General features: G+C 60.7%; 29 protein-coding genes. All 29 read left to right on the top strand.

The genetic code is table 11. The features are described from left to right. Position 1: 1 nt before the first annotated feature. The 29 genes from B5E56_RS03670 (at position 2) to B5E56_RS03535 (ending at position 23,260) form a co-directional block, all read left to right on the top strand. A complete protein-coding gene (locus tag B5E56_RS03670; RefSeq protein WP_087388679.1) occupies positions 2 to 844 on the top strand; it encodes a lytic transglycosylase domain-containing protein in 843 nt (280 codons plus the stop codon). Between the two features lie 213 nt (positions 845 to 1,057). Further along, positions 1,058 to 1,639 (top strand): hypothetical protein, encoded by a 582-nt coding sequence (locus tag B5E56_RS03660; RefSeq protein WP_087388675.1) that lies wholly within the window; start codon positions 1,058 to 1,060, stop codon positions 1,637 to 1,639. A gap of 182 nt (positions 1,640 to 1,821) precedes the next feature. After that, a complete protein-coding gene (locus tag B5E56_RS03655) occupies positions 1,822 to 2,634 on the top strand; it encodes a rolling circle replication-associated protein (RefSeq protein WP_158098657.1) in 813 nt (270 codons plus the stop codon). After that, on the top strand, positions 2,631 to 3,005 hold the full coding sequence (locus B5E56_RS03650; protein WP_087388671.1) for a Cas9 inhibitor AcrIIA9 family protein: 375 nt from the start codon (positions 2,631 to 2,633) through the stop codon (positions 3,003 to 3,005). Before B5E56_RS03655 ends, B5E56_RS03650 begins: the two co-directional genes overlap by 4 nt. A 12-nt stretch (positions 3,006 to 3,017) precedes the next feature. Beyond that, positions 3,018 to 5,090, top strand: a complete 2,073-nt coding sequence (locus B5E56_RS03645) for a PcfJ domain-containing protein (protein ID WP_087388669.1) — start codon at positions 3,018 to 3,020, stop codon at positions 5,088 to 5,090. Positions 5,091 to 5,105: 15 nt separating this feature from the next. Continuing rightward, positions 5,106 to 6,239 carry a DUF3102 domain-containing protein gene (locus tag B5E56_RS14980; RefSeq protein ID WP_087388667.1) on the top strand — a complete coding sequence of 378 codons (1,134 nt, stop codon included), beginning with the start codon at positions 5,106 to 5,108 and terminating at the stop codon, positions 6,237 to 6,239. A 133-nt stretch (positions 6,240 to 6,372) separates the two neighbouring features. Continuing rightward, positions 6,373 to 6,825, top strand: a complete 453-nt coding sequence (locus B5E56_RS03635; protein ID WP_158098656.1) for a DUF1064 domain-containing protein — start codon at positions 6,373 to 6,375, stop codon at positions 6,823 to 6,825. A gap of 13 nt (positions 6,826 to 6,838) precedes the next feature. After that, positions 6,839 to 7,240 (top strand): single-stranded DNA-binding protein, encoded by a 402-nt coding sequence (locus B5E56_RS03630; RefSeq protein WP_087388665.1) that lies wholly within the window; start codon positions 6,839 to 6,841, stop codon positions 7,238 to 7,240. Between the two features lie 26 nt (positions 7,241 to 7,266). Further along, on the top strand, positions 7,267 to 7,602 hold the full coding sequence (locus B5E56_RS03625; protein WP_143383123.1) for a hypothetical protein: 336 nt from the start codon (positions 7,267 to 7,269) through the stop codon (positions 7,600 to 7,602). Positions 7,603 to 7,751: 149 nt separating this feature from the next. Continuing rightward, positions 7,752 to 8,048, top strand: a complete 297-nt coding sequence (locus B5E56_RS03620; protein WP_087388661.1) for an HNH endonuclease — start codon at positions 7,752 to 7,754, stop codon at positions 8,046 to 8,048. Between the two features lie 81 nt (positions 8,049 to 8,129). Next, positions 8,130 to 8,480, top strand: a complete 351-nt coding sequence (locus B5E56_RS03615) for a hypothetical protein (protein ID WP_087388659.1) — start codon at positions 8,130 to 8,132, stop codon at positions 8,478 to 8,480. Positions 8,481 to 8,483: 3 nt separating this feature from the next. Next, complete coding sequence (locus B5E56_RS03610; RefSeq protein ID WP_087388657.1) at positions 8,484 to 10,148, top strand: terminase large subunit; 1,665 nt, start codon at positions 8,484 to 8,486, stop codon at positions 10,146 to 10,148. Positions 10,149 to 10,152: 4 nt separating this feature from the next. Next, the gene (locus B5E56_RS03605; RefSeq protein WP_087388655.1) at positions 10,153 to 11,448 is read left to right on the top strand and encodes a phage portal protein; all 1,296 of its coding nucleotides are present in this window, start codon (positions 10,153 to 10,155) and stop codon (positions 11,446 to 11,448) included. Then, positions 11,438 to 12,037, top strand: coding sequence for an HK97 family phage prohead protease (locus B5E56_RS03600; protein WP_158098655.1), 600 nt, complete (start codon positions 11,438 to 11,440; stop codon positions 12,035 to 12,037). Before B5E56_RS03605 ends, B5E56_RS03600 begins: the two co-directional genes overlap by 11 nt. Before the next feature lie 21 nt (positions 12,038 to 12,058). Then, a complete protein-coding gene (locus B5E56_RS03595) occupies positions 12,059 to 13,264 on the top strand; it encodes a phage major capsid protein (protein ID WP_087388651.1) in 1,206 nt (401 codons plus the stop codon). Between the two features lie 22 nt (positions 13,265 to 13,286). Continuing rightward, on the top strand, positions 13,287 to 13,586 hold the full coding sequence (locus B5E56_RS03590; RefSeq protein WP_143383121.1) for a hypothetical protein: 300 nt from the start codon (positions 13,287 to 13,289) through the stop codon (positions 13,584 to 13,586). 92 nt (positions 13,587 to 13,678) lie between these two features. Continuing rightward, positions 13,679 to 13,903: a hypothetical protein gene (locus B5E56_RS03585; protein WP_158098654.1), complete on the top strand. Its 225-nt coding sequence runs from the start codon at positions 13,679 to 13,681 to the stop codon at positions 13,901 to 13,903. After that, a complete protein-coding gene (locus B5E56_RS03580) occupies positions 13,893 to 14,273 on the top strand; it encodes an HK97 gp10 family phage protein (protein ID WP_242958756.1) in 381 nt (126 codons plus the stop codon). The genes B5E56_RS03585 and B5E56_RS03580 overlap by 11 nt, the downstream gene beginning before the upstream one ends. A gap of 47 nt (positions 14,274 to 14,320) precedes the next feature. Beyond that, positions 14,321 to 14,590 (top strand): hypothetical protein, encoded by a 270-nt coding sequence (locus B5E56_RS03575; RefSeq protein ID WP_242958754.1) that lies wholly within the window; start codon positions 14,321 to 14,323, stop codon positions 14,588 to 14,590. 3 nt (positions 14,591 to 14,593) lie between these two features. Then, positions 14,594 to 15,163 (top strand): major tail protein, encoded by a 570-nt coding sequence (locus tag B5E56_RS03570; protein ID WP_087388642.1) that lies wholly within the window; start codon positions 14,594 to 14,596, stop codon positions 15,161 to 15,163. Between the two features lie 18 nt (positions 15,164 to 15,181). Next, the gene (locus tag B5E56_RS03565; RefSeq protein ID WP_087388640.1) at positions 15,182 to 15,538 is read left to right on the top strand and encodes a hypothetical protein; all 357 of its coding nucleotides are present in this window, start codon (positions 15,182 to 15,184) and stop codon (positions 15,536 to 15,538) included. Between the two features lie 17 nt (positions 15,539 to 15,555). Continuing rightward, positions 15,556 to 15,720, top strand: a complete 165-nt coding sequence (locus B5E56_RS14700) for a hypothetical protein (RefSeq protein WP_164496868.1) — start codon at positions 15,556 to 15,558, stop codon at positions 15,718 to 15,720. 17 nt (positions 15,721 to 15,737) lie between these two features. Beyond that, entirely contained in the window at positions 15,738 to 18,023 is a 2,286-nt protein-coding gene (locus B5E56_RS14585; RefSeq protein ID WP_158098653.1) for a hypothetical protein, read from the top strand. After that, entirely contained in the window at positions 18,020 to 18,871 is an 852-nt protein-coding gene (locus tag B5E56_RS03560) for a phage tail domain-containing protein (protein WP_158098652.1), read from the top strand. Before B5E56_RS14585 ends, B5E56_RS03560 begins: the two co-directional genes overlap by 4 nt. A 1-nt stretch (position 18,872) precedes the next feature. Beyond that, a complete protein-coding gene (locus B5E56_RS03555; protein WP_158098651.1) occupies positions 18,873 to 19,913 on the top strand; it encodes a siphovirus ReqiPepy6 Gp37-like family protein in 1,041 nt (346 codons plus the stop codon). After that, positions 19,910 to 20,764, top strand: coding sequence for a hypothetical protein (locus B5E56_RS03550; RefSeq protein WP_087388634.1), 855 nt, complete (start codon positions 19,910 to 19,912; stop codon positions 20,762 to 20,764). The genes B5E56_RS03555 and B5E56_RS03550 overlap by 4 nt, the downstream gene beginning before the upstream one ends. Positions 20,765 to 20,909: 145 nt before the next feature. Continuing rightward, the gene (locus tag B5E56_RS14370; protein WP_143383120.1) at positions 20,910 to 21,164 is read left to right on the top strand and encodes a hypothetical protein; all 255 of its coding nucleotides are present in this window, start codon (positions 20,910 to 20,912) and stop codon (positions 21,162 to 21,164) included. 301 nt (positions 21,165 to 21,465) lie between these two features. After that, positions 21,466 to 22,644, top strand: a complete 1,179-nt coding sequence (locus B5E56_RS03540) for a reverse transcriptase domain-containing protein (RefSeq protein WP_087388630.1) — start codon at positions 21,466 to 21,468, stop codon at positions 22,642 to 22,644. Next, positions 22,553 to 23,260 carry a DUF6273 domain-containing protein gene (locus B5E56_RS03535; protein ID WP_087388628.1) on the top strand — a complete coding sequence of 236 codons (708 nt, stop codon included), beginning with the start codon at positions 22,553 to 22,555 and terminating at the stop codon, positions 23,258 to 23,260. The genes B5E56_RS03540 and B5E56_RS03535 overlap by 92 nt, the downstream gene beginning before the upstream one ends. Positions 23,261 to 23,268 lie beyond the last annotated feature (8 nt).

Here is a 23,268-nt window from a genome sequence, read left to right as displayed (position 1 = left end):
CATGAGCCAGAGGAAAGAGAAGTACCTGCGCAGCGCCCTGACGCAGTACGAGGGGATCGCCAGGGACGTGGACTACCTGAAGAACAAGGTCGCGGTCATGGACAGGGACCTGAACATGGCCAGAGACCGCCAGGCGGAGCTGGGGCGGGCCGTCAAGCAGAGGGAGGACGCCGAAGAGCGGGGGCGCAGGGAGCGGACGCGGAGGGCCAGAGAGCGGAACCGCCGCAGGAAGGCGCACCGGCGCATCGTGGCCCTGGCGGCCCTGACCGTCCTGGCGTCCGTGCTGCTGATCATCGTCATGGCCAGAGTCCTGGCGGAGCCGAAGACGGAGCCGGCGGCGGAAGTGGAAAGCACGGGCGCCACGGGAGCCGTCCAGCTGCTGCCGCTGCTGGAGCAGGAAGAAATTGTGCAGCCGATATTCTACTGCGAAGCTGTGCCGCTGACGGCGGAGGAACAGATGGAACTGTTCAACGCGGCGGACGCCTTCGACATCTGGTACCCCCTGGCCCTGGGCATGGTCGACGTGGAAACGTCCTTCCAGAATGTCGCCGGCGACGGCGGCGCGTCCATCGGATACTTGCAGGTGAATGGGACCCTGCACACGGACCTGATGGAGCAGGTCGGCGCCACGGACCTGTGGGTGCCGAGGGATAATTTCCGCACCGGCCTGGCCTACCTGGCGCAGCAGATGGAACGCACAGACACCGTACACAAGGCCCTGATGGCCTACAACATGGGGCCGTCCGGCGCGGCGGCAGCCTGGGAGGAAGGCATCTATGAGACCGAATACAGCCAGAAGGTCCTGGAGCGGGCAGAATACTGGGCTGCCGCCATGGGCTGGTGAAGAGGAAGAACGCCAGCGCACCAGGAAGATGGCAGAAGAGCGTTCGCGGCGGGACCGCTGGGCGCACAAGTGCAAGGCCCGGGTGGTAGATCCGAAACGGGGCGAGGTCATCGTCCCCTGCGCGCCCCCCTTTGCGGCGATCCTGTGCGCGGCGGAAGTGTGGAAATGCGACTGGACAGAGATTATCCACGCGAAAGTCTGGAGGTATGACGAATGATTATTAACGAGCGGGGCCTGGTGCGAAACATCAAGCAGGCCTACAAGCGGAGCGGGTACACCATCATCAGCACCGGCGACCAGGTGACCCTGTTCACGGAAGACTGGTACGTCCGGGCGGACTGGGACAAGTTCCCGCGCAAGGCCCTGGCGGCCATCGTGGAGTGCATGGGCATGCTGCCGGCGACATCGGACGCCCTGGCCGTCATGGCCGGCGAAGAGCCGCAGGTGGTCATGCCGGAGGTGGCGGGCCAGGACGTGGCGTCCTGGGAGACCGGAGAGGACGAGGCGGACACCGTCACCATGGTGCCGGTGCTGTTCCAGGGGTACCAGCTGTATCAGACAGACGGCGGCGGGGCCTGCTATGGCGTAGCCGCTCCACTGCTGTCCATCGTGGAGCGGGACGTGGCCCAGCATAAGGAGGCCACCAGGAAGGGCGAGCGCCGGCTGTACTGGAGCCATGACGGCGAGCTGGTGATCCTGGGGGCCGTCAGACCCACGGGGGCCTGCTGGGAAAAGGACTGGGTATCCACCGCCTGGGCGGCCATGGAGACCGTGGACTTGCATCGGAAAGAGTAAAAGAACAGCCCCCTGCGTATCGTGCGGCAACACAACGCAGGGGGCCATACAAAAAGAGAAGACGAGCGCTTCTATACCAATTATATCAGAGAGAAGCGCCCGTTGCAACCGTGACAAAGCCGCCGGGGGACGGCGTTCCGGCCCCGGTAAGGGTATTAGTAAAGCGAACGGAGGGAATCACGGTGCCATACGTCGAGCGCATTGTGGAGGCCGGTCCAATCCGTGAGACCCTGAAGACCTTCACGGGAAGGGTACATACACAGGGAGCGACAAGGGAGGAAAACAGGGGGGCGACATCAGAGGCCCAAGCGAAGGTGAACGAGCGGGTGGCAGAGGAACGGCTACGCTGGAAGCTGAACGCAAACTTCACCCCCGGAGACTACCACCTGGTCCTGCACTACTACGACAAGGGGGTCACCCTGGAGCAAGCCGAAGAGGACAAGAAGGAATTCCTGCGGCTGCTGCGGAAGGAGTGCCGGAAGCTGGGCGTCGCCTGGAAGTATGTCGCATGCACAGAGACCAAGCGGATGACCAATGTCCACCACCACATCATCATGCCGGCCGTAGAGGTGGCGGTCCTATCGAACACCTGGGAGCGGGTGGTCGGCCAGAATAACGGGAACATATCCATCAAGCCCCTGGACAAGCGAGGAAACCACGCGAAGCTGGCCAGGTACCTGATGAAGGAAACCAGGTCCACCGTGGCCAGGCACAAGGAGGCCGGGAAACGGTACAAGCGCTTCAGCTGCGCCAAGGGCATGGTGCAGCCGGAACCGGTCTACCACGTGATCCGGGCCGCCAGCTGGGCAAAGGAGCCGCGCCCCAGGAAGGGGTATGTGCTGCTGAAGGACGACAACGGCGCCACGTGCCGGTCGGGGGTCCACGAGGTCAACGGCTGGCCCTGGCAGGAATACTTCGAGCTGCGGGTGGAGCCGCCGGGGCTGCCCGTCAAGCAGAAGGCACCACCCCGGCGAAGAAGGAGGAACAGAACATGAACATGCAGGCAATCGAGAAAATCAACACCGAAATGCAGAAGAACCCGACGGACCAGTACACCGAGATCGTCGGGCAGTACATCATCGACCGCTGCACCAGCGACACCGACGGCGCCCTGGTGGCCAAAGAGGGCAAGACCCTGGCGGGAGCCATGACGGCGGTGATGGAGCGGGCCAAGAAGGCCAAGCACGGGAATTATGCCGTGCTGCTGCCGGCGCAGGTCTTCGGAGCCGTAGACGAATACTTCGGCATGCAGACGGACGAAGAGGCCCAGGAGCGGGCCATGATGGCAGCCTGCGGGGCGACCCACACGCCGGTGACGCCGCCGGCCGCGAAGAAGGTGGCCCTGAACCTGGCCGACTTCCTGTAAGGGGGCGAAGTCATGAATGTGCCGAAGAAGGTCAAGGCCATGCCGTGGCCGGAAGAGTGGAAGAGCCAGACGAACCAGGACGTCATCGTCACGCTGGACTGGCCGGTGGTAGACCACGAGCGGCTGATGGTGGTCACCTTCCGCCGGAACACGGGGAAACGGCGCTACGGAACGCCGCCGGGGCCGGACGTCCGGCTGGTGTGCAGCAAAAAGCGGAACCGGGCGGCCATGGAGTACCGCGGCGGGTCGAGACCCAAGAAGCGGGCAGACCTGGAAGAAGCGGTCGGGGCCATGTGCGTCAGCGTGGGGACCTGTTACCCGGAAATCACGCCGGAGGACGAGGCAGCCCTGGCCAAGTGGCTGGGAGCCAAGCAGACCATGAACCACATGCTGCCGGAGCTGTCCAGGTGGGTAGAGGACGCCATGGAGCAAGAGCGAGAGGCGGAGGCCCGCGCCAGGGGCGAGCTGGAGGACGACGAGGTGACACGGCTGTGCCCGGACGAGCTGCCCGAGGGGCTGGTGGAGTACATACGGAACACCATGCTGCCCCAGGACCGGGTGCTGCTATACAAGAAGGGCAACGTCCGGGGGACATGTTTCGCCTGCGGCGAGACGGTATACGCACGAGGCCAGCGTTTCCGCCAGGGAACAGTGGCGAAGTGCCCGGATTGCGGGGCCATGGTGGTGGCCTACCTGGAGAGCAGCGACCGCTACGCCGTGGACTACGTTCAGGACCTGGTGACGGTCCAGAAGGGCAAGGACGGCGCCACGCTGTTCCTGCGGCAGTGGCATCTGTGCAGGGACAAGTCCGCAAAATGGGAGTCCGTGGAGGACTACCTGGAAGAGATCGCCCGATATGCCGTCCGCGGCAACAGGGTGGCCAAGTGGCAGATTGAGAAGAAAGAAGCCTGGTGCATGAACACCTACCGCTACCGCCTGAAGGACTGGGAGCGAGTCAAGAACGTGACCGAGGTCTACGACGGGACGTACCAGTTCTTCCTGCCGCCGAACTGGCGGGAGATCCTACAAGGAACCAGCCTGGAATACTGCGACCTGGGCGGCTACGTCCGGGAGCGGGAGCTGGCGCGGCGGGAGGCAGACCACCGGGGCAACCCGGTGCGCTTCCTGATGGACTGGGCCAGGTACCCGGCCGTGGAAAAGCTGTGGAAAGCCAGGTACACCGAACTGATCCACGAACGAATGACAGGACAGTGGAGGACGAAGAAGCACAGCATCACCTGGACGGCGCGGAAGATCCAGGACGCCGTACACCTTCCCTTGCGCCTGCTGCGGCTGAAAGAGACGGCGAAATGGACCACAAAGGACATCGCAAAGCTGGCGGAGCTGCGGGAGCTGGCCACCGCCGGCGTGATCCAGGAGCGGGAGGCCGTGGAGCTGTTCACCGCCGGGGTCGAGATTGACAACGTGCGGCAGGCCCTGGGGCATGCAACTGTCCACAAAGTTGTGAAATATGTGGAAAAGCTGGTAGCCGAAGAAGAGGCGAAGAAGGACGCGGAGGAAGCGGAGGCCAAGAAGAACCGCATGCCCTATTATCGGGGCAGGGTATATTCCCCGGAGACATACCGGGACTACCTGGCCGACTGTGTGCGGCTGCATCTGAACCTGGACGACCGGGAAGTCCTCTTCCCCGCTGACCTGGAGGCCGCGCACCAGCGCACCATCGCACAGGTGAAATACCAGGAGAACAAAGCGGCGTGGAAGAAGTTCGAGAAGCAAGCCAGGAAGCTGGCCGCCATGGCATGGGAGCGGGACGGCCTGCTGATCCGGCCGGCAAGAACGCCCGGGGAGCTGACGGCGGAGGGGAAGGCCCTGCACCATTGTGTCGGCGGATATGCGGACCGAATGGCGGCGGGCGAGACGGTGATCCTGTTTATCAGGAAGGCAGAAGAACCGGACACACCGTTCTACACCCTGGAATATCGGAATGGCGTCGTCGTTCAATGCCGGACAAGTCACAACGCGACATACGAGCAGGACGAGTCCGTGAAGAACTTCGTCGACGCATGGGTCGAGCGGGCGACCAAGAAGGACAAAGAACGCAAGAAGGCCGCTACTGCGGCATGATGAAAGGAGAACAGCATGGAAGAGTACAAGGGCACGGAAATGCAGGAACAGGAAGCGGCGGCCATGGAGACCGCAGGGGTGAACGAGGTGGCGCCCCGCTCCATCGAGGTCATCACGGCGGAGATCTGGCTGTATAAGCAGCAGGCCGGCGCCGCGATCCTGGAAATCGGCCGGCGGCTGAATGAAGCGAAGGCCCAGCTGTCGCATGGTGAGTGGCTGCCCTGGCTGGAGGAAAAAGTGGAGTTTTCCGAGGTCACAGCACAGCGATTTATGAGGCTTGCGAGGGAGTACGAAAACCCGTCTCTGGTGACGGATTTGGGAGCCTCCAAAGCCTTGCAATTACTGGCTTTGCCGGCTTCCGAGCGGGGCGAATTTATCGCCGAAAAACACGAGGTAAACGGCCAGGAAAAGACGGTCATGGAAATGTCGAAGCGGGAGCTGGCCCAGGCCATCAAGGAGCGGGACGAGGCCCGCCAGAAGGCCGAAGAGCTGGAGAAAACCATGGAAGAGCAGCTGGAGGAACAGCGCACCGTCTACGACACGGACATGGCGGAAATTCAGGGCCGCCTGGAGGAAGCGGAGAACCGGGCGGCGGGATATGCCAAGAAGCTGGAGGACGCCAAGGCAAAGGCGGCGGCGGACCTGGAGAAGGCACAGGAGGACATCGACAGCCTGAAGGCGGAGCTGATGGAGGTCACAGCGGAGCCGGCGCCCGTGGCCGTGGAGACCGTGGTGGACGAAGAGGCGGTCAAGGCCGCAGCGGAGGAAGCCAGGAAGGAAGCGGCCGAGAAGCTGAAGGCGAAAATCGAGAAAGCGGAGAAGGCCAAGGAACGGGCAGAGCAGGCCAAGGCAAAAGCGGAGCAGGACCTGGCGGCCATGAAGGTGGCCCAGGAGGAGGCCCAGGCCATCGCAAACCAGGAGAAGAAAAACCTGGCGGAGCAGGTGCAGGCCCTCCAGAAGAAGCTGGCGGTGGCGTCCTCTTCGGAAATGACCATCTTCAAACTGCACTTCGAGCAGGGGCAGACCTCCATCAACAAGATGACCGAGTGCATCGAGAAAATGATGGAGGCGGGAGACGGCGAAGGCGCCGGAAAGCTGCGCAACGCCCTGGCTGCCCTGCTGACCACCACCCTGGAGGTGCTGAAATGACCCGCCGGCGGCGGAAGAAGCCAAAATGCTACCTGGCACACGGGGCGAACACCTGCCTGGGGAAACCCACGAGGACGGGAACAACGGCGGCCAGGTGCCGGAAATGCAAGTGGCTGGAAAAGGGGCTGAAATAGTGGCGAACATCAACCTGGCGGACCTCCCGCCGAAGTACCAGGCCCAGGCCCTGGCCAAGCTGGCGAAACAGGAGCAAAAGAAAAGAGCGGTGACGCAGCAGCCCGCCCGGTCGAAATACGGAAACGTAAAGACCGGGCGGGACGCCCTGCATTTTGACAGCAAAAAGGAGGCCCGCCGCTTCGACGAGCTGGCGGCGGAGCTGGCCGCCGGGACCATCAAGGACCTGCGGCTTCAAGTGGAGTTCACCCTGCAAGCGGCGTACACTACGCCGGACGGCGAGAGGGTGCGGGCCATCAGGTACCTGGCGGACTTCACCTACTACCGAGACACCGGAGGAAGCTGGGAGTATGTGGTGGAGGACGTCAAGAGCAAGCCGACCAGGACGAGGGTGTACCTGATGAAAAAGAAAATGATGGCCGACCGCCTGGGTCTGGACATCACGGAAATCTGAAAGCGAGGGAAAAATGCTGAATAGGTGTATCTTCATGGGGCGGCTGGCTGCCGACCCAGAACTTCGGAAAACCGGGAGCGGGACGTCGTGCTGTTCCTTCCGCCTGGCTGTGGATCGGGACTACAAGGGGCAGGACGGACAGAGGGCCACCGACTGGCTGAACTTTGTGGCCTGGAGAGGGACGGCCGAATTCATAGCCCGGAACTTCCGAAGAGGCCAGCCGATGGTGGTCGAGACGAAAGCCCAGTCGAGGACCTACGAGCGGGACGGCCAGAACCACACTGTCGTGGAGTTTGTAGTCGACAACGCATACTTCGCCGGCGGGAAACAGACGGAGCAGCCCGCGGACGGAGGATATGAGCGCGGAGAGTATGGAGACGCAGCGGACGAATGGCGTCCGCCCTGGGAGGTGTAACGATGGCCAAGCGACTGCCGGAGGACGTGAAGCAGGTTTGCCTGTGGCTGGCGAAGGGATACGAAAGGCGGCTTGCGAAAGAGCAGGACCAAAAGCACCCCGGCAGCCGCAGAGCTGGGAAAGGACGCAACCGAGAGCGGGAGCGACTGGAGGCCGTGGAGCAGGCGCTGGTGGCCGTGGGCGCGGACATCGCCGCCGACGAAGTGCGGCGTCAGCTGCGCGAGGCCATCATGCTGAACGTGAAGAGCGGGAGGAAGTACCCGTATGAACTGCTGCGCCTGGAGGGCGTGAGCAGGTCGGACTTCTACCGCAGGAAAGACAAGTTCCTGGAGGACATCGCGGCCCGCATGGGGCTGCTGTAAAGTTGGGACTGTGCAGCGAAAAAATTTGCTACCATGTCCATACCGGGGAAACCCGGGCATGTTCTGTCCCTCCAGACCGCACCGGCGGGACATACCGGGAGAACGGCCGCTGCCCGGGAGGTGGCGGCCGTTCGTCATAGGAGGAAGCAATGGCAAAAGAATGGGCGAAGAGCTTCTACAAGAGCAGGGCGTGGCGCCAGCTGCGGGCGGAGATCCTGCGGCGCGACATGTTCACCTGCGAAGAGTGCGGAGCGAGAGCCACGGAAGTACACCATGAAATCGAACTGACGCCGGGCAACATCGACGACCCGGCCATCGCGCTGAATCCCAAACTGCTGCACAGTTTATGCCACGATTGCCACACGGCGATCACGCAAGGAAACTCTGATTGCGCAGAAGGATATTTTTTCAACGCCGACGGCCAGCTGACCCCCCGGGGAGGGTGAGGAATACACCCCGGCCCTGGGGACCGAGAGGGGCACACACGAAAACACGCGCCACGTGCGAGCATGAGGGGGGGTATCAAAATGGCAGAGGACAAAACGATGGATTTCGGCGATTATGCCGAAAGCTACGAAAAGGTGGACCCGGCCCGCAAGGTAGTGGCCCGGAAGTACATCGTCGAGCTGCGCTTCATGGAGGAACAGCTGGGCAGGCTGAAGGAAGACATCGAAAAAAACGGAGCCGTCGACAACTTCGTCCAGGGCAGACAGTCAATGCTGCGAGAAAGCCCCGCCATGAAGGCATACTGCACCCTGGTCCAGAGGTATGGAGATCTCCAGAAAAAGCTGGCGGACCTTCTGCCGGAGAAGAAGGACGCGCAGAAGTCGCAGGCCGGCGATAGGCTGGCCGCATTTGTGGCGAAAGGGAAAAAATAACCCGTGGCCGTAAACTATGCCCGCCGATACCTGAACGCCATCCGGGACGGGAAGGTGAAAGTCTCCGAGCCGGTGCGCATGGTGTACGAGCGCCTGGAGAAAGAACAGGCGGACAAGACGTGCAAATACCGCTTCGACCTGAAGCTGGGAAACCACGCCATAGAATTCATCGAAACATTTTGCCGGCACTACGAGGGAGACCTGGCGGGGCAGCTGGTGAAGCTGGACCTGTGGCAAAAAGCCTTCATTCAGACACTGTTCGGCTGGATCGACAAGAAAACGAAGCTGCGGCGCTTCCGGGAGTTCCTGCTGCTGGTGGCCCGGAAGAACGGAAAGTCCATGCTGTCGGCCTGCATCATGGTCTACATGCTGGTGGCAGACGGAGAGCCTGGCGCCCAGTGCGTCAGCATCGCCACGAAATACGACCAGGCGGCCATCGTCTACAAAACCGCCAGGAAGATCGTGGAGCAAGACCCAGAGCTGGACGCCCTGGTGCGCCCCATTGTGGGCGGCATGGAGTTCAAGCTGACGAACAGCACCATGAAGGCCCTGGCGTCCAAGTCGAAAACACTGGACGGCCTGAACCTGCATTATTGCAGCTGCGACGAGCTGCACGCGCAGGAAGACCGGAACATGTACGACGTCACGAAGCAGGGCATGAAGGCCAGGAAGCAGCCGATCTATGGCAGCATCACGACGGCAGGCTTTGCGCGGGAAGGGATCTTCGACAGCATCTTCGAGTATGCCCTGTCTGTGGCAAAGGGAACCGTGCAGGACGACCGCATGCTGCCCCTGCTTTATATGCTGGACAGCCGGGAAGAATGGACGAACCCGGAGGCGTGGGAAAAGGCGAACCCGGGCCTGGGGACCATCAAGGACCGGCAGCAGCTGGCCGACGATGTCGAGCGGGCGAAGAACGACCCGTCCTACCTGCCCACCCTGCTGGTGAAGGACTTCAACATTCAGGAAAACGCGGCGGCGGCCTGGCTGCCCTTCGCGGTGCTGAAGAATGAACTGGTGGTGCCGGATGAATACCTGAACCACACCTACGCTATCGGCGGCTGCGACCTGTCGGCGACCACGGACCTGACGTGCGCCACCCTGCTGATCCGCCGGCCGAAGGACCCGCGCTTCTACGTACTCCAGCAGTATTTCCTGCCGAAGGCAAGGGTCGAGCAAATACAGACACAGGGGCGAAAGGAAGCGCCATACACCCTATGGGCGGAACAGAAGTGGCTGACGCTGTGCGAGTCGGCCACCGTGGACTACAACGCCGTGACGGCCTGGTTTGTGAAAATGGTCCAGGAACGGGACATCAGGCCGCTGTGGGTGTGTTACGACGCGGCCCTGTCCGGCTACTGGGTGCCGCAGATGACAGAAACCGGCTTCGAGATGGAGAAGATCCGCCAGGGGCCGGTGACATGGACCTATCCGATGAAGCGCATGAAGGGTTTGTTCGAGGACCACCTGATGGTCTACCAGAACAACCCGATCCTGCGGTGGTGTCTGTCGAACACGGCGGCCAGAGCCAGCAATCAACGCGGAATCGACAGTATCCAGCCGGAAAAAATCACGTCGAACAGACGAATCGACGGAACGGTCAGTCTACTGAACGCCATGGTGGGCTACTACAACCACGAAGACGAATTTTTGCAATATTTGAGGTGATAAGATGGGCATTTTCAGCCAGTTCTTTGACTTCTTCCGGCCGAAGGTGCAGGTGTACTTCGGGCCGTCCGGGAGGTCGAGTCCGTGGAACAGAGAAGCGTATGAGCAGGAAACGGTGAGGGCCATTATCGACTGCATCGCATCGCACACAGCGAAGTCGCAGGCCATGCACGTGATTGAAGACAAGCAGGGGCGCATCAAAGAAATCAAAAGGTCAAGCCCGTATGCAAAGCTGTTGAACCAACAGCCGAACACCCTGATGTCCGGCTTCGACCTGAAGTATAAGCTGGTGGCACAGCTGGAAGACAAGACAACCGCCATGGCCTTCATCAAATGGGACGGACTGACGCCGAAGGCAATTATCCCGGTCCAGTACAGCAATTTTGAATTTTTCGGAATCAAAGGCGGCGGTTATGCGGTCCGCTTCGTAGATGAAACCGACTGGAAGGAATACATACTGAACGTCGAGGACGTCGTCATTCTGCGGAAGTTCTTCAATCACCACCCTATCGCCGGAGACGGAAACCAGCCGATCAACAACACGCTGACGATGATCAAGGCAAGCGACGAGGGACTGACGGAGGCCCTGACCGTGGCCAATAAGGTGCGCGGGCTGCTGAAGCAGAAGAAGGCTATGCTGGCGCCGGAAGACGTCAAGAAAAGCACCGACGACTTCGTGAACCGCTTCAAGACGGCCGCAAAAGAGGGCGGCATCATCGGCGTGGACTCCATGGAGGACTTCACCCCGCTGAATGTTACGCCGTGGTCCACGAACGCGGCGCAAATGCGGGAGATCCGCGAAAACCTGTTTTATTACTGGCGCATCAGCGAGCCGATCCTGAAGTCCAGCTACACCAGCGACCAGTGGCAAGCCTTCTATGAGAGCGTGATAGAGCCGATCCTAATCCAGATGGGACAGGCCTTCACGAACGCGTGCTTCACGCAGCGCGAAAAGGACGTGGGCAACCGCATCATCTTCACGTCGTCGGCCATGATCAACGCGTCGACGTCGGAGAAGGTGCAGCTGGTGAACGCGACGCGGGAAATCGGCCTGATGACAACGAACGAGCAGCGGGAGCTGTTCGGCCTGCCGCCTGTCGAGGGCGGGGACGAGCGGATTATTTCCCTGAACTATATCAAGCAGTCCGACATGTCCAAGTACCAGACGGGCCAGGAGCCGCAAGAGGACCCTGGAAACACGGGGGGCCAGGAGCCGCAGGGAGACCAGGGCGGCCAGGAGCCGGCGGCGGAAGAAGGAGCCGGAGACGGTGGGAAAGGGGGTGAAGAAAGTGGAGAATAAGCGGAACGACCGAATGGAACGCTGCTTTGAGGTCAAGACCAGAGCCGTGGAGGCCGAGGGACAGGAAGGCCAGAAGGAACTGTATGTCGAGGGATACGCGGTGCGCTTCAACTCCCCCACCGTCCTGTTCGAGATGGGCGGCGTGGAGTACAAGGAACAGATTGACCGGCACGCCTTCGACGAGGCCAAGATGGACGACGTGATCTTCAACTACAACCACGGCGGGAAGGTCATGGCGCGAACCAGGAACGGCACGCTGGAGCTGAAGGTGGACGACGATGGCCTATTTATCCGCGCCCGCCTGGACGGGACGGAGGAAGGCCGACGGCTGTATGACGAGATCGCCGGCGGCTACATCGACAGAATGTCCTTCGCCTTCACCGTGCGCGAAGAGAGCTTCGACAAGGAAGCGAGAATGTGGACGGTCCAGAAGGTGAAGCGGCTGTATGACACCAGCGCCGTGGACATTCCGGCCTATGATGACACCAGCATCGCCGCCCGCCGCGCCGCCGTCGAAAAGGCGGCGGGAGAGCGGAAGGCATCCCTGGAGCTGATGAAGCGCAGGGTAACCCTGAAATGCAAAATCTAAAAACCGAAAGGAGAACGAACCATGTACCAGAAGAGAATTGCGGAAATCGAGGCCAGAAAGGCGGAGATCGCCAAAGAGATCGAGGGCGCCGACGAGCAGCGCACCAAGGAGCTGGACACCGAGGTCGACGGCCTGAACACGGAGCTGGCCACCCTGCGCTCCAAGCAGGCCGTGGCCAATAAGCTGACCGAGATCCCCGGCAGCGAGGGCGGAGAGGACAAGGAGGAACGCGCCGAGGAAATCTACCGCAGCAAGAAGCTGACCCTGTCCGCCGATGAAGTGCGCCGCGGGCTGGCTTCCCTTCGCTCCACCCTGATCACCACCGACAGCCTGGCGAAGCCCACCGGCGTGGGTCAGACCATCGACGAGGGCTTCAACGTCGTTTCCTCCATCGTGGACCAGGTCCGCGTGATGGATTGCACGGGCTGCGGCGAGTGGACCGAGGCCTATGTGAAGAGCATGCCCGAGGCCGACGACGGCACCGACGGCACCGCACCCGACCCGAGCGACCCCGTTTTCCGGGTGGCGGCCATCAAGCCCAACCTGGTCAACGTCGTGTCCTATGTGTCCAAGAACATCGAGAAGCTGACCCCTGTCCCCTATGCGGAGAAGGTCCGCGAGCTGGCCCTTACCGCGCTTCGCGCCAAGGTATCGAAGCTGATCGTGAACGGCAACGACGGCACCTTCTACGGCATCAAGAACGCGGTGAACACCAAGAGCGAGGCCATCTACACCACCCTGGCCATGACTGTGAGCAGCGGGAAGGGCGTCATTGACCAGAACACCCTGCGGAAAATCGTCCTGGGGTATGGCGGAGACGAGAATGTGGGCGCAAATGCGCGCCTGTATCTGCACAAGACCGACCTGATCGCCTTTGGCGACGTCCGTGGTACCAACGAGAAGAAGGCGGTGTATGAGATCCTGCCCGACGCTGGCAACCCCAACACCGGCATCATCAAGGACGGCGGCCTGGCTGTTCCCTACACCATCAACAGCGCCCTGACGCCCCTGTCTGGCACCGCACAGACCACCAGCGCCGTGAACACCATGGTCTACGGAGACCCGATGAACTACGAGCTGGGCCTGTTCGGCGACTACACCGTCGAAGTCAGCAAGGACTACAAGTTCGGCGAGGGCCTGCTGACTATCCTGGGCGAGGTCATGGCCGGTGGCAACCTGATCCGGCACAACGGCTTCATGGTGTGCCAGATTGCCGCGAACGCCTAACCCGGAGGTGTGAGCCATGGCGGTGACTGCTGAATACCTGGCCAAGCTGCGCAGAGCCGTGCGCCGCGGCGAGAACGCGGAAGTGGACGCGGAGCTGACCGACATCATCGAAGAGTGCCGCCTGGACCTGATCGGGCTGGGAGTCCTGGAAAGCAAAGCGAACGATGAAGCGGACGCCCTCATTCTGGGGGCGATCCGCTGCTTCGTCCGCTGGAAGTTCGGCCTGAACAACGACGAGGCGGCCGTGAACCGGGAGGACTACATGACCATGCGCGACGAAATCAGGAAGAAGGTGGCCTATTGTACTTCAGCGACAGAGTGAAGCTGATCCGGCGCGTCACGCAGCTGGACGAGGCGGGGAACCCTGTCCTGGACGACATCGGGAACCCTGCATACACGGACGAAAGCCTGGAGGTGTGGGCGGACCTGCAAAGCCCTTCCAGGGCGGAAACGGCGGCTGCCGGCGCCATGGGGCTGAAACCGTCCTGCACGGTGGTGGTACACGCCAGCGACTACACTGGCCAGACCATCGTGGAGGTGGCAGCGGACAAGCGCCTGACCGTCTACCGAACCTTCAATAGAGGCGAGGACGTGGAACTGTATGTCACCGAAAAGGCGGGTGACGTGCGTGGCAAATAGAGTCGGGATCGACGGGCTGGCCACGGCAGTATCGGAGGCTGTGAAAGAGTATGCAACCGCAACGGCGGACGGAATCAAGAAAGCGGCGAGCCAATCAGCGGACGGCTGCGTGAAGGAGCTGCGAAGCACTTCACCGAAGCTGACGGGAGACTACCGCAGGGGCTGGAAGAAGACAAAGGCCTTCGAGAACGCCGCCAGCGTGCGCTACACGGTCCACAACGCCACCGACTACCAGTTGACCCACCTACTGGAGAAAGGCCACGCAAAGCGCGGAGGCGGCCGCGTACAGGCGCAACCGCACATTGAACCGGCGGAGCAGACCGCCATAAAGGAGTTCGAGCAGAAGGCGAAGGAGGCATGCCAGCCGTGAAAGAACCGAAAGACGTCCGCGCGATCCTGACCGCCACGGGCCTGCCTGTGGCATATCGCATGTGGGAGGAAGGCAAATCGCCCGACCCGCCCTTCTGCGTATATTACGCCGGCCAAGCGAACAACATGGCCGCCGACGGAGTGGTGTACTTCAGCGCACAGCGGTACACCATCGAGCTATACACCGACGCAAAAGAGCCGGAGACCGAGGCCCTGGTGGAGCGGGCGCTGACCGCTGCCGGGATCTACTGGACGAAGGACGAGACCTACATCGAGTCGGAACACATGCACGAAATCATCTATGAAATCGAGGTGTAAAAAATGGCTGACAAAGTCAAATACAACCTGAAGAACGTACACTACGCGCCCATCACGGCAGAGGGAACGGCGACCACCTTCCCCACCTATGGAGAGCCGAAGCCCTGGCCCGGCGCCGTGGAAATGTCCCTGGAGCAGCAGGGCAGCATCAGCAAGTTCTATGCTGACGGCATCGTCTACTGGCAGAGCGCCAAGAACAACGGCTACGAGGGCGACCTGACCACCGCCCTGGTGCCGGACGAGTTCCGCGTGGACTGCCTGGGCGAAGAGCTGGTGGAGACCGACAAGGTCTACATGGAGAAGGCGACTGCGAAGTCTACCCCCTTCGCCCTGTTGTTCGAGTTCGAGGGCGACGCGACCGGGACGAAGCACGTGCTGTATAACTGCACGTCCACCCGCCCCAACATCGAGAGCGCGACCACCGAGGAAGAGATCGAGCCGTCCACCGAGACTGTGACGATCTCTGCCGCCGCCCTGCCGAACGGATACGTGAAAGCGAGAACCGGCGCGGAAACCACCCAGCAGGTGGCGGCCGACTGGTACAACGAAGTGTACACCCCCACCGGGGCGTAATGATAGGAGGGACAAAACATGCAGGACATCATCAAGATTGACGGGAAAGACGTGCCCTTCCGGGCCACCGCAGCGGTGCCGCGCCTGTATCGGATTAAGTTCCGCCGGGATATTATCCAGGATATGCAGGCGATCCAGCGGTGCCTGGACCAGAAGAAGGAGAACGAGGAAGTGAGCCTCCCCCCGGAGGCCCTGGAAATGTTCGAGAATATCGCCTATATCATGGCAAAACACGCGGACAAGGACAACGTCCCCGCGTCCCCGGAAGAGTGGCTGGACACCTTCAACACCTTCAGCATCTACGAGATCTTCCCGAAAATCATCGAGCTGTGGGACCTGAACATGGAAGGCATGTCGACCAGTAAAAAAAAATAAGACCATCGACCAGGGAGATGAACACGGCCCTTTTCCTGCTGCGCTGCGTGCAGCTGGGCATCTCCCTGGCCGATCTGGATCTGCTGACTATCGGAATGGTCGATGACATGTATATCGAGCAGAGCAACGACGAAGCGAAGTATCCGTACAAGGCGACGCAGCGGGACTTCGACAATTTTTAAGCGGGAGGTGGTTGAACATGGCGGGCAGAATCGAGGGAATCACCGTAGAGATCGGCGGCGACGTCACGAAGCTGAACGACGCGCTGCGGTCGGTGAATAAGCAGATCAATTCCACGCAGTCCGCCCTGAAGGACGTCGAGCGCCTTCTGAAGATGGACCCGTCGAACACGGTCCTGCTGGAACAGAAGCAGCAGCTGCTGGCCCAGGCGGTGGACGACACAAGAACAAAGCTGGAGAGCCTGAAGACCGCGGAAGCCCAGGTGCAGGCGCAGTTCCAGCGCGGCGAGGCGTCGAAAGAACAGTATCAAGCCCTGCAACGGGAAATCATCGCAACGGAGCAGCGCCTGGAAAGCCTGGAGGCAGCGGCCCAAAAAAGTAGCGTGGCCATGCAGAAGGTCGGCCAGGCTGCAAACAATATTTCGGAAGGCGCAGGAAAGGTAGCATCTGCAACTGCGCCGGTAACGGCGGGAATCCTGGGGCTGGGCGCTGCTGTGCTGGCAACTGTACCAGCAACGGAAGAATTACGCACAGACCTGTCGAAGCTGGATAACAACGCCAGACAGGCAGGCGTGGGCGTGGACGCGGCCAGGGAAGCGTTTACGGCTTTTAATGTCGTATCAGACGAAACAGACAGCAGCGTGGAGGCCACCGCCAACCTGCTGCAAGCCGGTTTCACAGAATCAAACCTCCAGAAAGCGGTGGAGGGGCTGGCCGGGGCATACCTGGCCTTCCCGGACACGATGAAGATTGAGTCTCTGGCGGACAGCTTGCAAGAAACGCTGGCTACCGGAGAGGCGACGGGGCAATTTGGTGAGCTGCTGGACCGACTTGGCATCGGAGCGGAGAACTTCAGTGCCGCCCTGGCGGAGTGTTCAACTGAGGCGGAACGCCAAAATCTGGTGCTGCAAACCCTGGCGGACGCTGGCTTGATGGACTCATACAACGCGTGGAAGGAAAGCAACTCCGCATTAGTCGAAGGGAAAGAGGCTTCGGCGGAAATGCAGCAGGCGCTGGCGGATCTGGCCGAAAGCATAGCCCCGGTGGTGACTATGGCCACGCAGCTGGCAACCACATTCTTGAACTGGTTTAATAGCCTGTCGAGCGGGCAGAAGGTCGCCATCGCCGCGATCCTGGCCATTGTGGCAGCTATCAGCCCGGTGGCCACGGTCATCGGAACGGTGTCGTCGGCCATCGCCATTTTCACGGGAGCAGCGACAACGGGAACGGCAGCAGCCACCGGCCTGGCCACCGTGATGACGGTCTTGACCGGCCCGGTCGGCCTGGTGATCGCAGCCGTGGCCGCCGCAGCGGCAGCCATCATTCTGCTGTGGAACAACTGCGAGGGCTTCAGGACGGCGGTCACGGCAGCGTGGGAAGTCATCAAGCAGGCCTTCCAGGCGGCCCTGGAGTGGATACAAGCGACCTTTGCGCCGGTGTGGGACGCGGTAGTCCTGGCCATGCAGACGGTCTTCCAAACCTTCCAGGAGGCCCTGACGATTGCGTGGGAAGCAATCACGGAAGTGTTCCAGGTCTTTGAAAGTTTCCTGATGGACGTCTTCGGCGTGACCTGGAGCGACGTCTTCGCCATGCTCCAGGACGTGCTGTCCACCTTCGGAAGTGTGGTGCAGACCATTATCCAGGCCGCCACGACAATCTTCACGGGCCTGATCAACTGGCTGACTGCCACCTTCCTGACGTGGTGGCAATCCGCATGGAATAATGTCATCAACTACTTGACTGCCTTCAAGGACAATGTGGTGCAAATCATCGACGGAGTGAAGACCATCTTCCAGGGCGTCATCGACTTTGTGACGGGCGTCTTCACGGGAGACTGGGAACGAGCCTGGCAGGGAGTGCAGGACATCTTCCGCGGGATCTTCGAGGCCCTGGAGGGCATTGTGAAGGCGCCGCTGAACGGCGTTATCTTCCTGCTGAACAAGGCCATCGGCTTCATCAATACGTTCATCAGCGGGATTAACCAGGTCATCGGCGTAATCAACATGCTGGGCGCCGGAATCCCCACAATCCCGAGTATCCCGGAAATTGCATATCTGGCGAAGGGCGGCATCCTGGAGGCCGGCAGCGCCGTGGTCGGCGAAAACGGCCCCGAGCTGCTGTCTTTGCTGAACGGAAAGGCACGGGTCACGCCCCTGTCTTCTGCCGGGAACACCGGAAGCAGCGTGCCGGCGGCCGCTGGCTTCAATCAGACACTGAACTTCTACGGCGCCGAAATGACGCCGTCGCAGGTGGCACGGAAAACCAGGAACGCCACCAGAAAAATGCTTGCGGGGGTGAAAGCGTGAGAATTGTATGCGAGCGGGACGACCGCAGAATTACCTTCGCCCACGCCCTCCCCTACTGGCTGGAGGAAACCGAGGGCCTGGGGGAACTGGACTGCGACGTGGAGAGCGAGAAAGCAACCGGGCAAGACGGCGAGCTGTACCAGGGCGCCACGGCAAATGTGCGAAACGTGACCATCAAGGCCACCGTAATTCCACCGAACGGAAAGACACACGCGGAGATCCGGCAAGAGTTCTTCGCCTTCTTTGTGCCGAGGGAGACCGGGACGCTGTACCTGTACGACGGCACAACGGAACGGAAAATCGAATACAAAGTGGAGTCCTGCGAGTTTGAAATGGACGGGATCTTCAGAGCGGTGGAGCTGTCGCTTCTTTGCCACGATCCTACCTTCAAGGCCGTGCAGGACGAAAGCTACCCTATGGCAGAAATCACCGGAAAGATCGAGTGGCCGGTGGAACTGGCGCCGGAGTTTGAGGTGGGCATAAAGGACAGCACCCTGATGGCCACCATAGTGAACGACAGCAGCGTGTCCAGAGGACTGACGATTACATTCCGGGCGTCCGGCGAGGTAGTAAACCCCGGAATGGTGGAAGTGAGCCGACAGGAAAGCCTGCAAATCAACACGACCATGCACGCCGGCGACATTATCGTACTGACGACCGCCCCAGGGAACAAGCGGCTGAAACTGTACCGCGAGACGGAGGAAATCAACATCAACAACCTGTGGGACTTCGGCGGAACCTGGCTTCAGGTAGAGCCGGGGAAGAATGTATTCCGATATACAGCGGACAGCGGGACGGACGTCCTGGAGGTCGTCCTTGCATCGACGCCGGCATACTGGGGGGCATGATATGGACCTGTATATCTATGACAGAGCCACGGGCCTGCAAGGGGTGGCGGACGCCACCACCAGCGTGCGCTGGCGGAGAAAGTACCAGGAACCGGGAGAAATCGAAATCCACATGCCGGCCACCAGGGAGAACGTCGAGCTGATGGCAGAGGGCCGCATCATCAAACGGCTGGACCAGGACGACGCGGCCATCATCGAAGGAATCGAGATTGACGAAAACGACCTGACCGTCACGGGGCGCATGCTGTCCGCTGTACTGGAGCGGGCGATCCTGTCGAAGCGCTATACCATGAACATGACAGCGGAGAAGGCCATGAAAACGGTCATACCGGAGGGCACCAGGGTGGTGCCGGAGCTGGCGGCGGAAGCCGTGAAAGGGATCGGGGACACCACAGTGGACGTGCAGGCCACATACAAAAACCTGCTGACCGTGGAGGAACGGCTGGCGAAGTCGTCGGGCCTGGGGTACCGGGTCGAATACGCCCCCGGGGAAATGACTTTCGTAGTATTCCAGGGGACGGACCGCAGCGTGCAGCAGAGCGAGCGCCCGGTGGTCATCTTCTCCGACGAGTTCGGGAACCTGGCCGCGCCGAAGTATACGAAGACGTCGGTGGACTACAAGAACAAGGCTTACGTTGCCGGACAGGGCGAAGGAGACGACCGCGTGGTGGTTATCGTGGATCTGACGGACGGCGAAGAGGCCAGGGAGCTGTATGTTGACGCAAAAGACATTCAGCAGGAAGAAGGCGTCACCGCAGAGGAATACGAAGCCCTGCTGCGGCAGCGCGGCCTGGAGAAGCTGGCCGAGTGCCCGAAGGTGGAAAACTTCGAAGGGGACGGCGAGAACGTCGGAAACTTCGAGTACCTGAAGGACTGGGACCTGGGGGACATCGTGACCGTCCAGTATGCGCGGCTGGGAATTACAATGCACGAGCGGGTGACGGAGGTGGAAGAGGTGTACGAGCGTGGAGTGGCCACGTTCACGCCCACCTTCGGTTCCCCTCTGCCGGAAACACTGAATTTAGGAGATGATACCGAATGAGCGAAAGCAGCGGCTTTTTTGTGTCCCAGAACGGCGACCGAGTCTACACGCCTGACTGGCTGGCGGAGTTCATCAAGGCCCTGGTGACCACCGGCGTATACTCTTCGGAACTGGGCGTGACGGCGGGAACCGCCATGGACGTCGTGGTGGGAGCTGGGCGGGCGTGGGTGGAGGGATACCTGTATCATAACGACACGCCCCTGACAAAAGCCATCACAACGGCCGACAGCGCCCTGCACAGGATAGACTCCATCGTGGTGCGCCTGAACATGACGGACAGGACTATCACCACCGAGGTGCTGACGGGCAGCTTCAGCACGAACCCCGTGGCACCGGGAATCACAAGAACGGCCGACATCTACGACCTGAAGATCGCGGAGGTCCGCGTGAACGCTGGCACCACCAAGATCGACCAGACGATGATTACAGACACGCGGCTGGACGACGCTGTGTGCGGGATTACTGTCAGCGCTGTGCAGCATATCCCGACGGCCGACTACCTGGAGCAGATGCTGGCGGAGTTCAACACCTGGTTTGATTATGTGAAGGGAATCCTGGGAGAAGACGAGGCCGGGAACCTTTTGCAGATGATCGAACAGCTGCGGGCGGACATGGAAGAAGCGGACGATGGAATCACGGCTGCATACGAGGCGGCGGACGAAGCCTTGCAGCAGGCCATCGACACGAAAATCACAGCACCCACGACAGGGACCACCGGGCAATACCTCCAGAAGACTGCGTCGGGCGTCCGGTGGGTGACAATCAAGGCGGGGCCGACGATCCACACGGGAACCACGGTGCCCTCTTCCTCCCTGGGGGCGAACGGTGACTTCTACATCAAGACGAGATAACCGGCCGGAGAGCCGGGAAAAGGAAGACGCCTTCGTCCTGGGGAACAAAGCGAAGGACCTATACATCTACACGTCGGAGGCAATCGGGAATACGAATATTATCCCAAAGCACAGACGGCACACGGCGGGGCAGCGGCTTGAAAATATGACTTTCGAGATTATGGACAAGTGCTACCTGGCCAATACAAAGAGCCTGAAAACAAAGCGCGAAGAGCGCCAGGCGCTGCAAGAGGAAATAATGGCCCTGTGCCTGGTATTTGAAAACCTGATCAACGCCCTGAAGGCGTCGAAGGCCTATCCCGGCGTCGACGCCCACAAGGCGGCGATCTGGACGCAGAAGTCCATGGACGTGCGCTTCCTGTGCGCGGCGTGGTACAAAAGCGATATGACCAGGCGCTGACCGTTACTTCGGGGTATGGCCTGTATCAGCGGTCAACTGGTGGCTGCGCTCCCCTAACTCGAACAACAACAACGCGTATTACGTGAATACTTCGGGGGCGCTGAACAACAACAACGTGAACAACGCGAACAACTACTGCCCGCGCCCGGCTTCGGCATGCAGATACCGCGAACGAGTAACCATTTGGTGAAAGCAGAGGCCTGCCAAAGGAGGCCATTCCCTGCCCCGTAAGGGGCAAACACTTCCTGCCGACGCGCGGCGGCCCACAAAGGAGGGAAGCCGCGCTATCAGCGGCGGGCCAATGAATTATGAAGAGTTTACCAGCGTGTCAGTCCTGGACGAGGCCTATCGAAAGACACGGCGAGGGAAGCGCGGAAAACGCGCTGAAGCCATCTTCGAGAGCCGGGAGACGGCCAGGCTGATCGCATTATCCAACTACCTGCGCAGCGGAAAATACGAGCCGGCAGCCCTGGACCAATTTATGATTTACGAACCAAAGCCCAGGGTCATAAACGCACCGTCGTTCCGCGACAAGATCGTGCAGCGGGCGCTGACGGACGAAGTGGTGTACCCAGCCCTGGCACCGTCCATTCCGTACAATGCCTTCGCGGCACAGACCGGAAAAGGGCAACACTACGGGCTGGACCTGCTGGAAAAGCACATGCGCACATACTTCCTGCGCCGGAAGGCAGCGGACGAGACAATCAGGAAAAAGGCGGGGCTACCATACAGGCCCATGGAGGAGTGGGACTACGCGCGCGGTTGGGTGGTGAAGGGAGACGTCAGAAAATGCTTCCCTTCAACGGACCACGAAAAGCTGAAGGCGGTCGTATTTCCGAAACTGCCGGGGCCGGAATTCTGCTACCTGCTGGAAAAGTACATCGACCAGGTGGACGGGCTGGCCCTGGGGCACCAGACCAGCCACATCTGCGCGGTGTTCTACCTGTCCAAGGCGCTGCACTACATCAACCAGGACCTACACTGTCCCATGTCGGGCATGTATATGGACGACTGGTACGCGATAGTGGAGACGAAGGAACAGGCCGTGGAGCTGCTGGAAAAGGCCAGGGAGAAGTTCAGGGAACTGGGATATGAACTAAACCAGAAGACCGGGATATACCCGCTTCAGAACGGCATCGACTTCTGCGGCTTCCATCTGTACCTGACAAAAAGCGGGCGAGTCATCAGAAAGCTGCGACAGTCATCAAAGAAACGCATGAAGCGCAGAATCAGGAGGTGGGAGCGGGACTTCAAAGAGGGCAAGGTCACGCGGAGGGAGATCGAAGACAGATTCCAAGCGTGGAACGCCCATGCAAAGCACGGAGACACCCGCGTGCTGCGCCAGCAGCTGCGCGAGCGGGTAGACAAAATTTTCAAGGAGGCAAGGAATGAGCAAAAAAATCAGCACCCTGGCGGCGGGAAACCTTTTGAAGCTGAACGAAAACGGGCAGCCGAAGAAGCTGATCTTCCTCCAGTATAACCATTACGGAAAAAACGAAGTCACTGTCCTGCGGAAGGATAGCTTCGCCACAAAGGCCTTCAAAGGCGGAGACAGCGGAAGAAACGGGTACAACGGTAGCGATCTGGACATGTTCTGCAACGTAGAATACCCGAGAATGTTGGACCCCATCATTCAGGCGTGCCTGGTGAACGTCCCGATCCCGACGGCGAGGGGAGCTATCACGGGAGATACGGACGCCACCGTCGTGAACCTGTATAGAAAGGGATTTGCCCTGTCGTGCAACGAAGTGGCCAACCAGAACGGAGCGGCAAAGGAAGGAACACCGTTCACATACCTGTCGGGGTCGCAGGCAAACAGAATCGCCTATTATGACGAGACCGCGACAGCGGTCAGCTGGTGGCTGCGCTCCCCTAGCTCGAACTACGGCAACGCGTATTACGTGAATACTTCGGGGGCGCTGAGCGACTACCGCGTGTACTACGCGAACAACTACTGCCCGCGCCCGGCTTTAGCTCTTTCCTCTGAAATCTATGTATCTGACAGCCCTGACAGTGATGGCTGCTACACAGTGGAAAGCGCACCCGCCGGAGAGCAGTATGTGAAGCAGAACGGCATCTGGCTGAAAATGACCTGACGGGGAGG

The organism is Flavonifractor sp. An112, from assembly GCF_002161085.1.
In the GTDB taxonomy this organism is placed as follows: domain Bacteria; phylum Bacillota; class Clostridia; order Oscillospirales; family Oscillospiraceae; genus Flavonifractor; species Flavonifractor avicola.
The sequence above is the reverse complement of the archived record's forward strand: the minus strand, read 5'-3'. Positions and strand labels throughout refer to the sequence as shown.

Coding starts and splice junctions, on each gene's coding strand:
- B5E56_RS03535 (WP_087388628.1), top strand. CDS start 22,553: ATGAGCAAAAAAATCAGCACCCTGGCGGCGGGAAACCTTTTGAAGCTG.
- B5E56_RS14370 (WP_143383120.1), top strand. CDS start 20,910: ATGACTTTCGAGATTATGGACAAGTGCTACCTGGCCAATACAAAGAGC.
- B5E56_RS14700 (WP_164496868.1), top strand. CDS start 15,556: ATGAACACGGCCCTTTTCCTGCTGCGCTGCGTGCAGCTGGGCATCTCC.
- B5E56_RS14980 (WP_087388667.1), top strand. CDS start 5,106: ATGGAAGAGTACAAGGGCACGGAAATGCAGGAACAGGAAGCGGCGGCC.
- B5E56_RS03605 (WP_087388655.1), top strand. CDS start 10,153: ATGGGCATTTTCAGCCAGTTCTTTGACTTCTTCCGGCCGAAGGTGCAG.
- B5E56_RS03615 (WP_087388659.1), top strand. CDS start 8,130: ATGGCAGAGGACAAAACGATGGATTTCGGCGATTATGCCGAAAGCTAC.
- B5E56_RS03650 (WP_087388671.1), top strand. CDS start 2,631: ATGAACATGCAGGCAATCGAGAAAATCAACACCGAAATGCAGAAGAAC.
- B5E56_RS03620 (WP_087388661.1), top strand. CDS start 7,752: ATGGCAAAAGAATGGGCGAAGAGCTTCTACAAGAGCAGGGCGTGGCGC.
- B5E56_RS03550 (WP_087388634.1), top strand. CDS start 19,910: ATGAGCGAAAGCAGCGGCTTTTTTGTGTCCCAGAACGGCGACCGAGTC.
- B5E56_RS03565 (WP_087388640.1), top strand. CDS start 15,182: ATGCAGGACATCATCAAGATTGACGGGAAAGACGTGCCCTTCCGGGCC.
- B5E56_RS03540 (WP_087388630.1), top strand. CDS start 21,466: ATGAATTATGAAGAGTTTACCAGCGTGTCAGTCCTGGACGAGGCCTAT.
- B5E56_RS03645 (WP_087388669.1), top strand. CDS start 3,018: ATGAATGTGCCGAAGAAGGTCAAGGCCATGCCGTGGCCGGAAGAGTGG.
- B5E56_RS03660 (WP_087388675.1), top strand. CDS start 1,058: ATGATTATTAACGAGCGGGGCCTGGTGCGAAACATCAAGCAGGCCTAC.
- B5E56_RS03555 (WP_158098651.1), top strand. CDS start 18,873: ATGGACCTGTATATCTATGACAGAGCCACGGGCCTGCAAGGGGTGGCG.
- B5E56_RS03670 (WP_087388679.1), top strand. CDS start 2: ATGAGCCAGAGGAAAGAGAAGTACCTGCGCAGCGCCCTGACGCAGTAC.
- B5E56_RS14585 (WP_158098653.1), top strand. CDS start 15,738: ATGGCGGGCAGAATCGAGGGAATCACCGTAGAGATCGGCGGCGACGTC.
- B5E56_RS03630 (WP_087388665.1), top strand. CDS start 6,839: ATGCTGAATAGGTGTATCTTCATGGGGCGGCTGGCTGCCGACCCAGAA.
- B5E56_RS03570 (WP_087388642.1), top strand. CDS start 14,594: ATGGCTGACAAAGTCAAATACAACCTGAAGAACGTACACTACGCGCCC.
- B5E56_RS03595 (WP_087388651.1), top strand. CDS start 12,059: ATGTACCAGAAGAGAATTGCGGAAATCGAGGCCAGAAAGGCGGAGATC.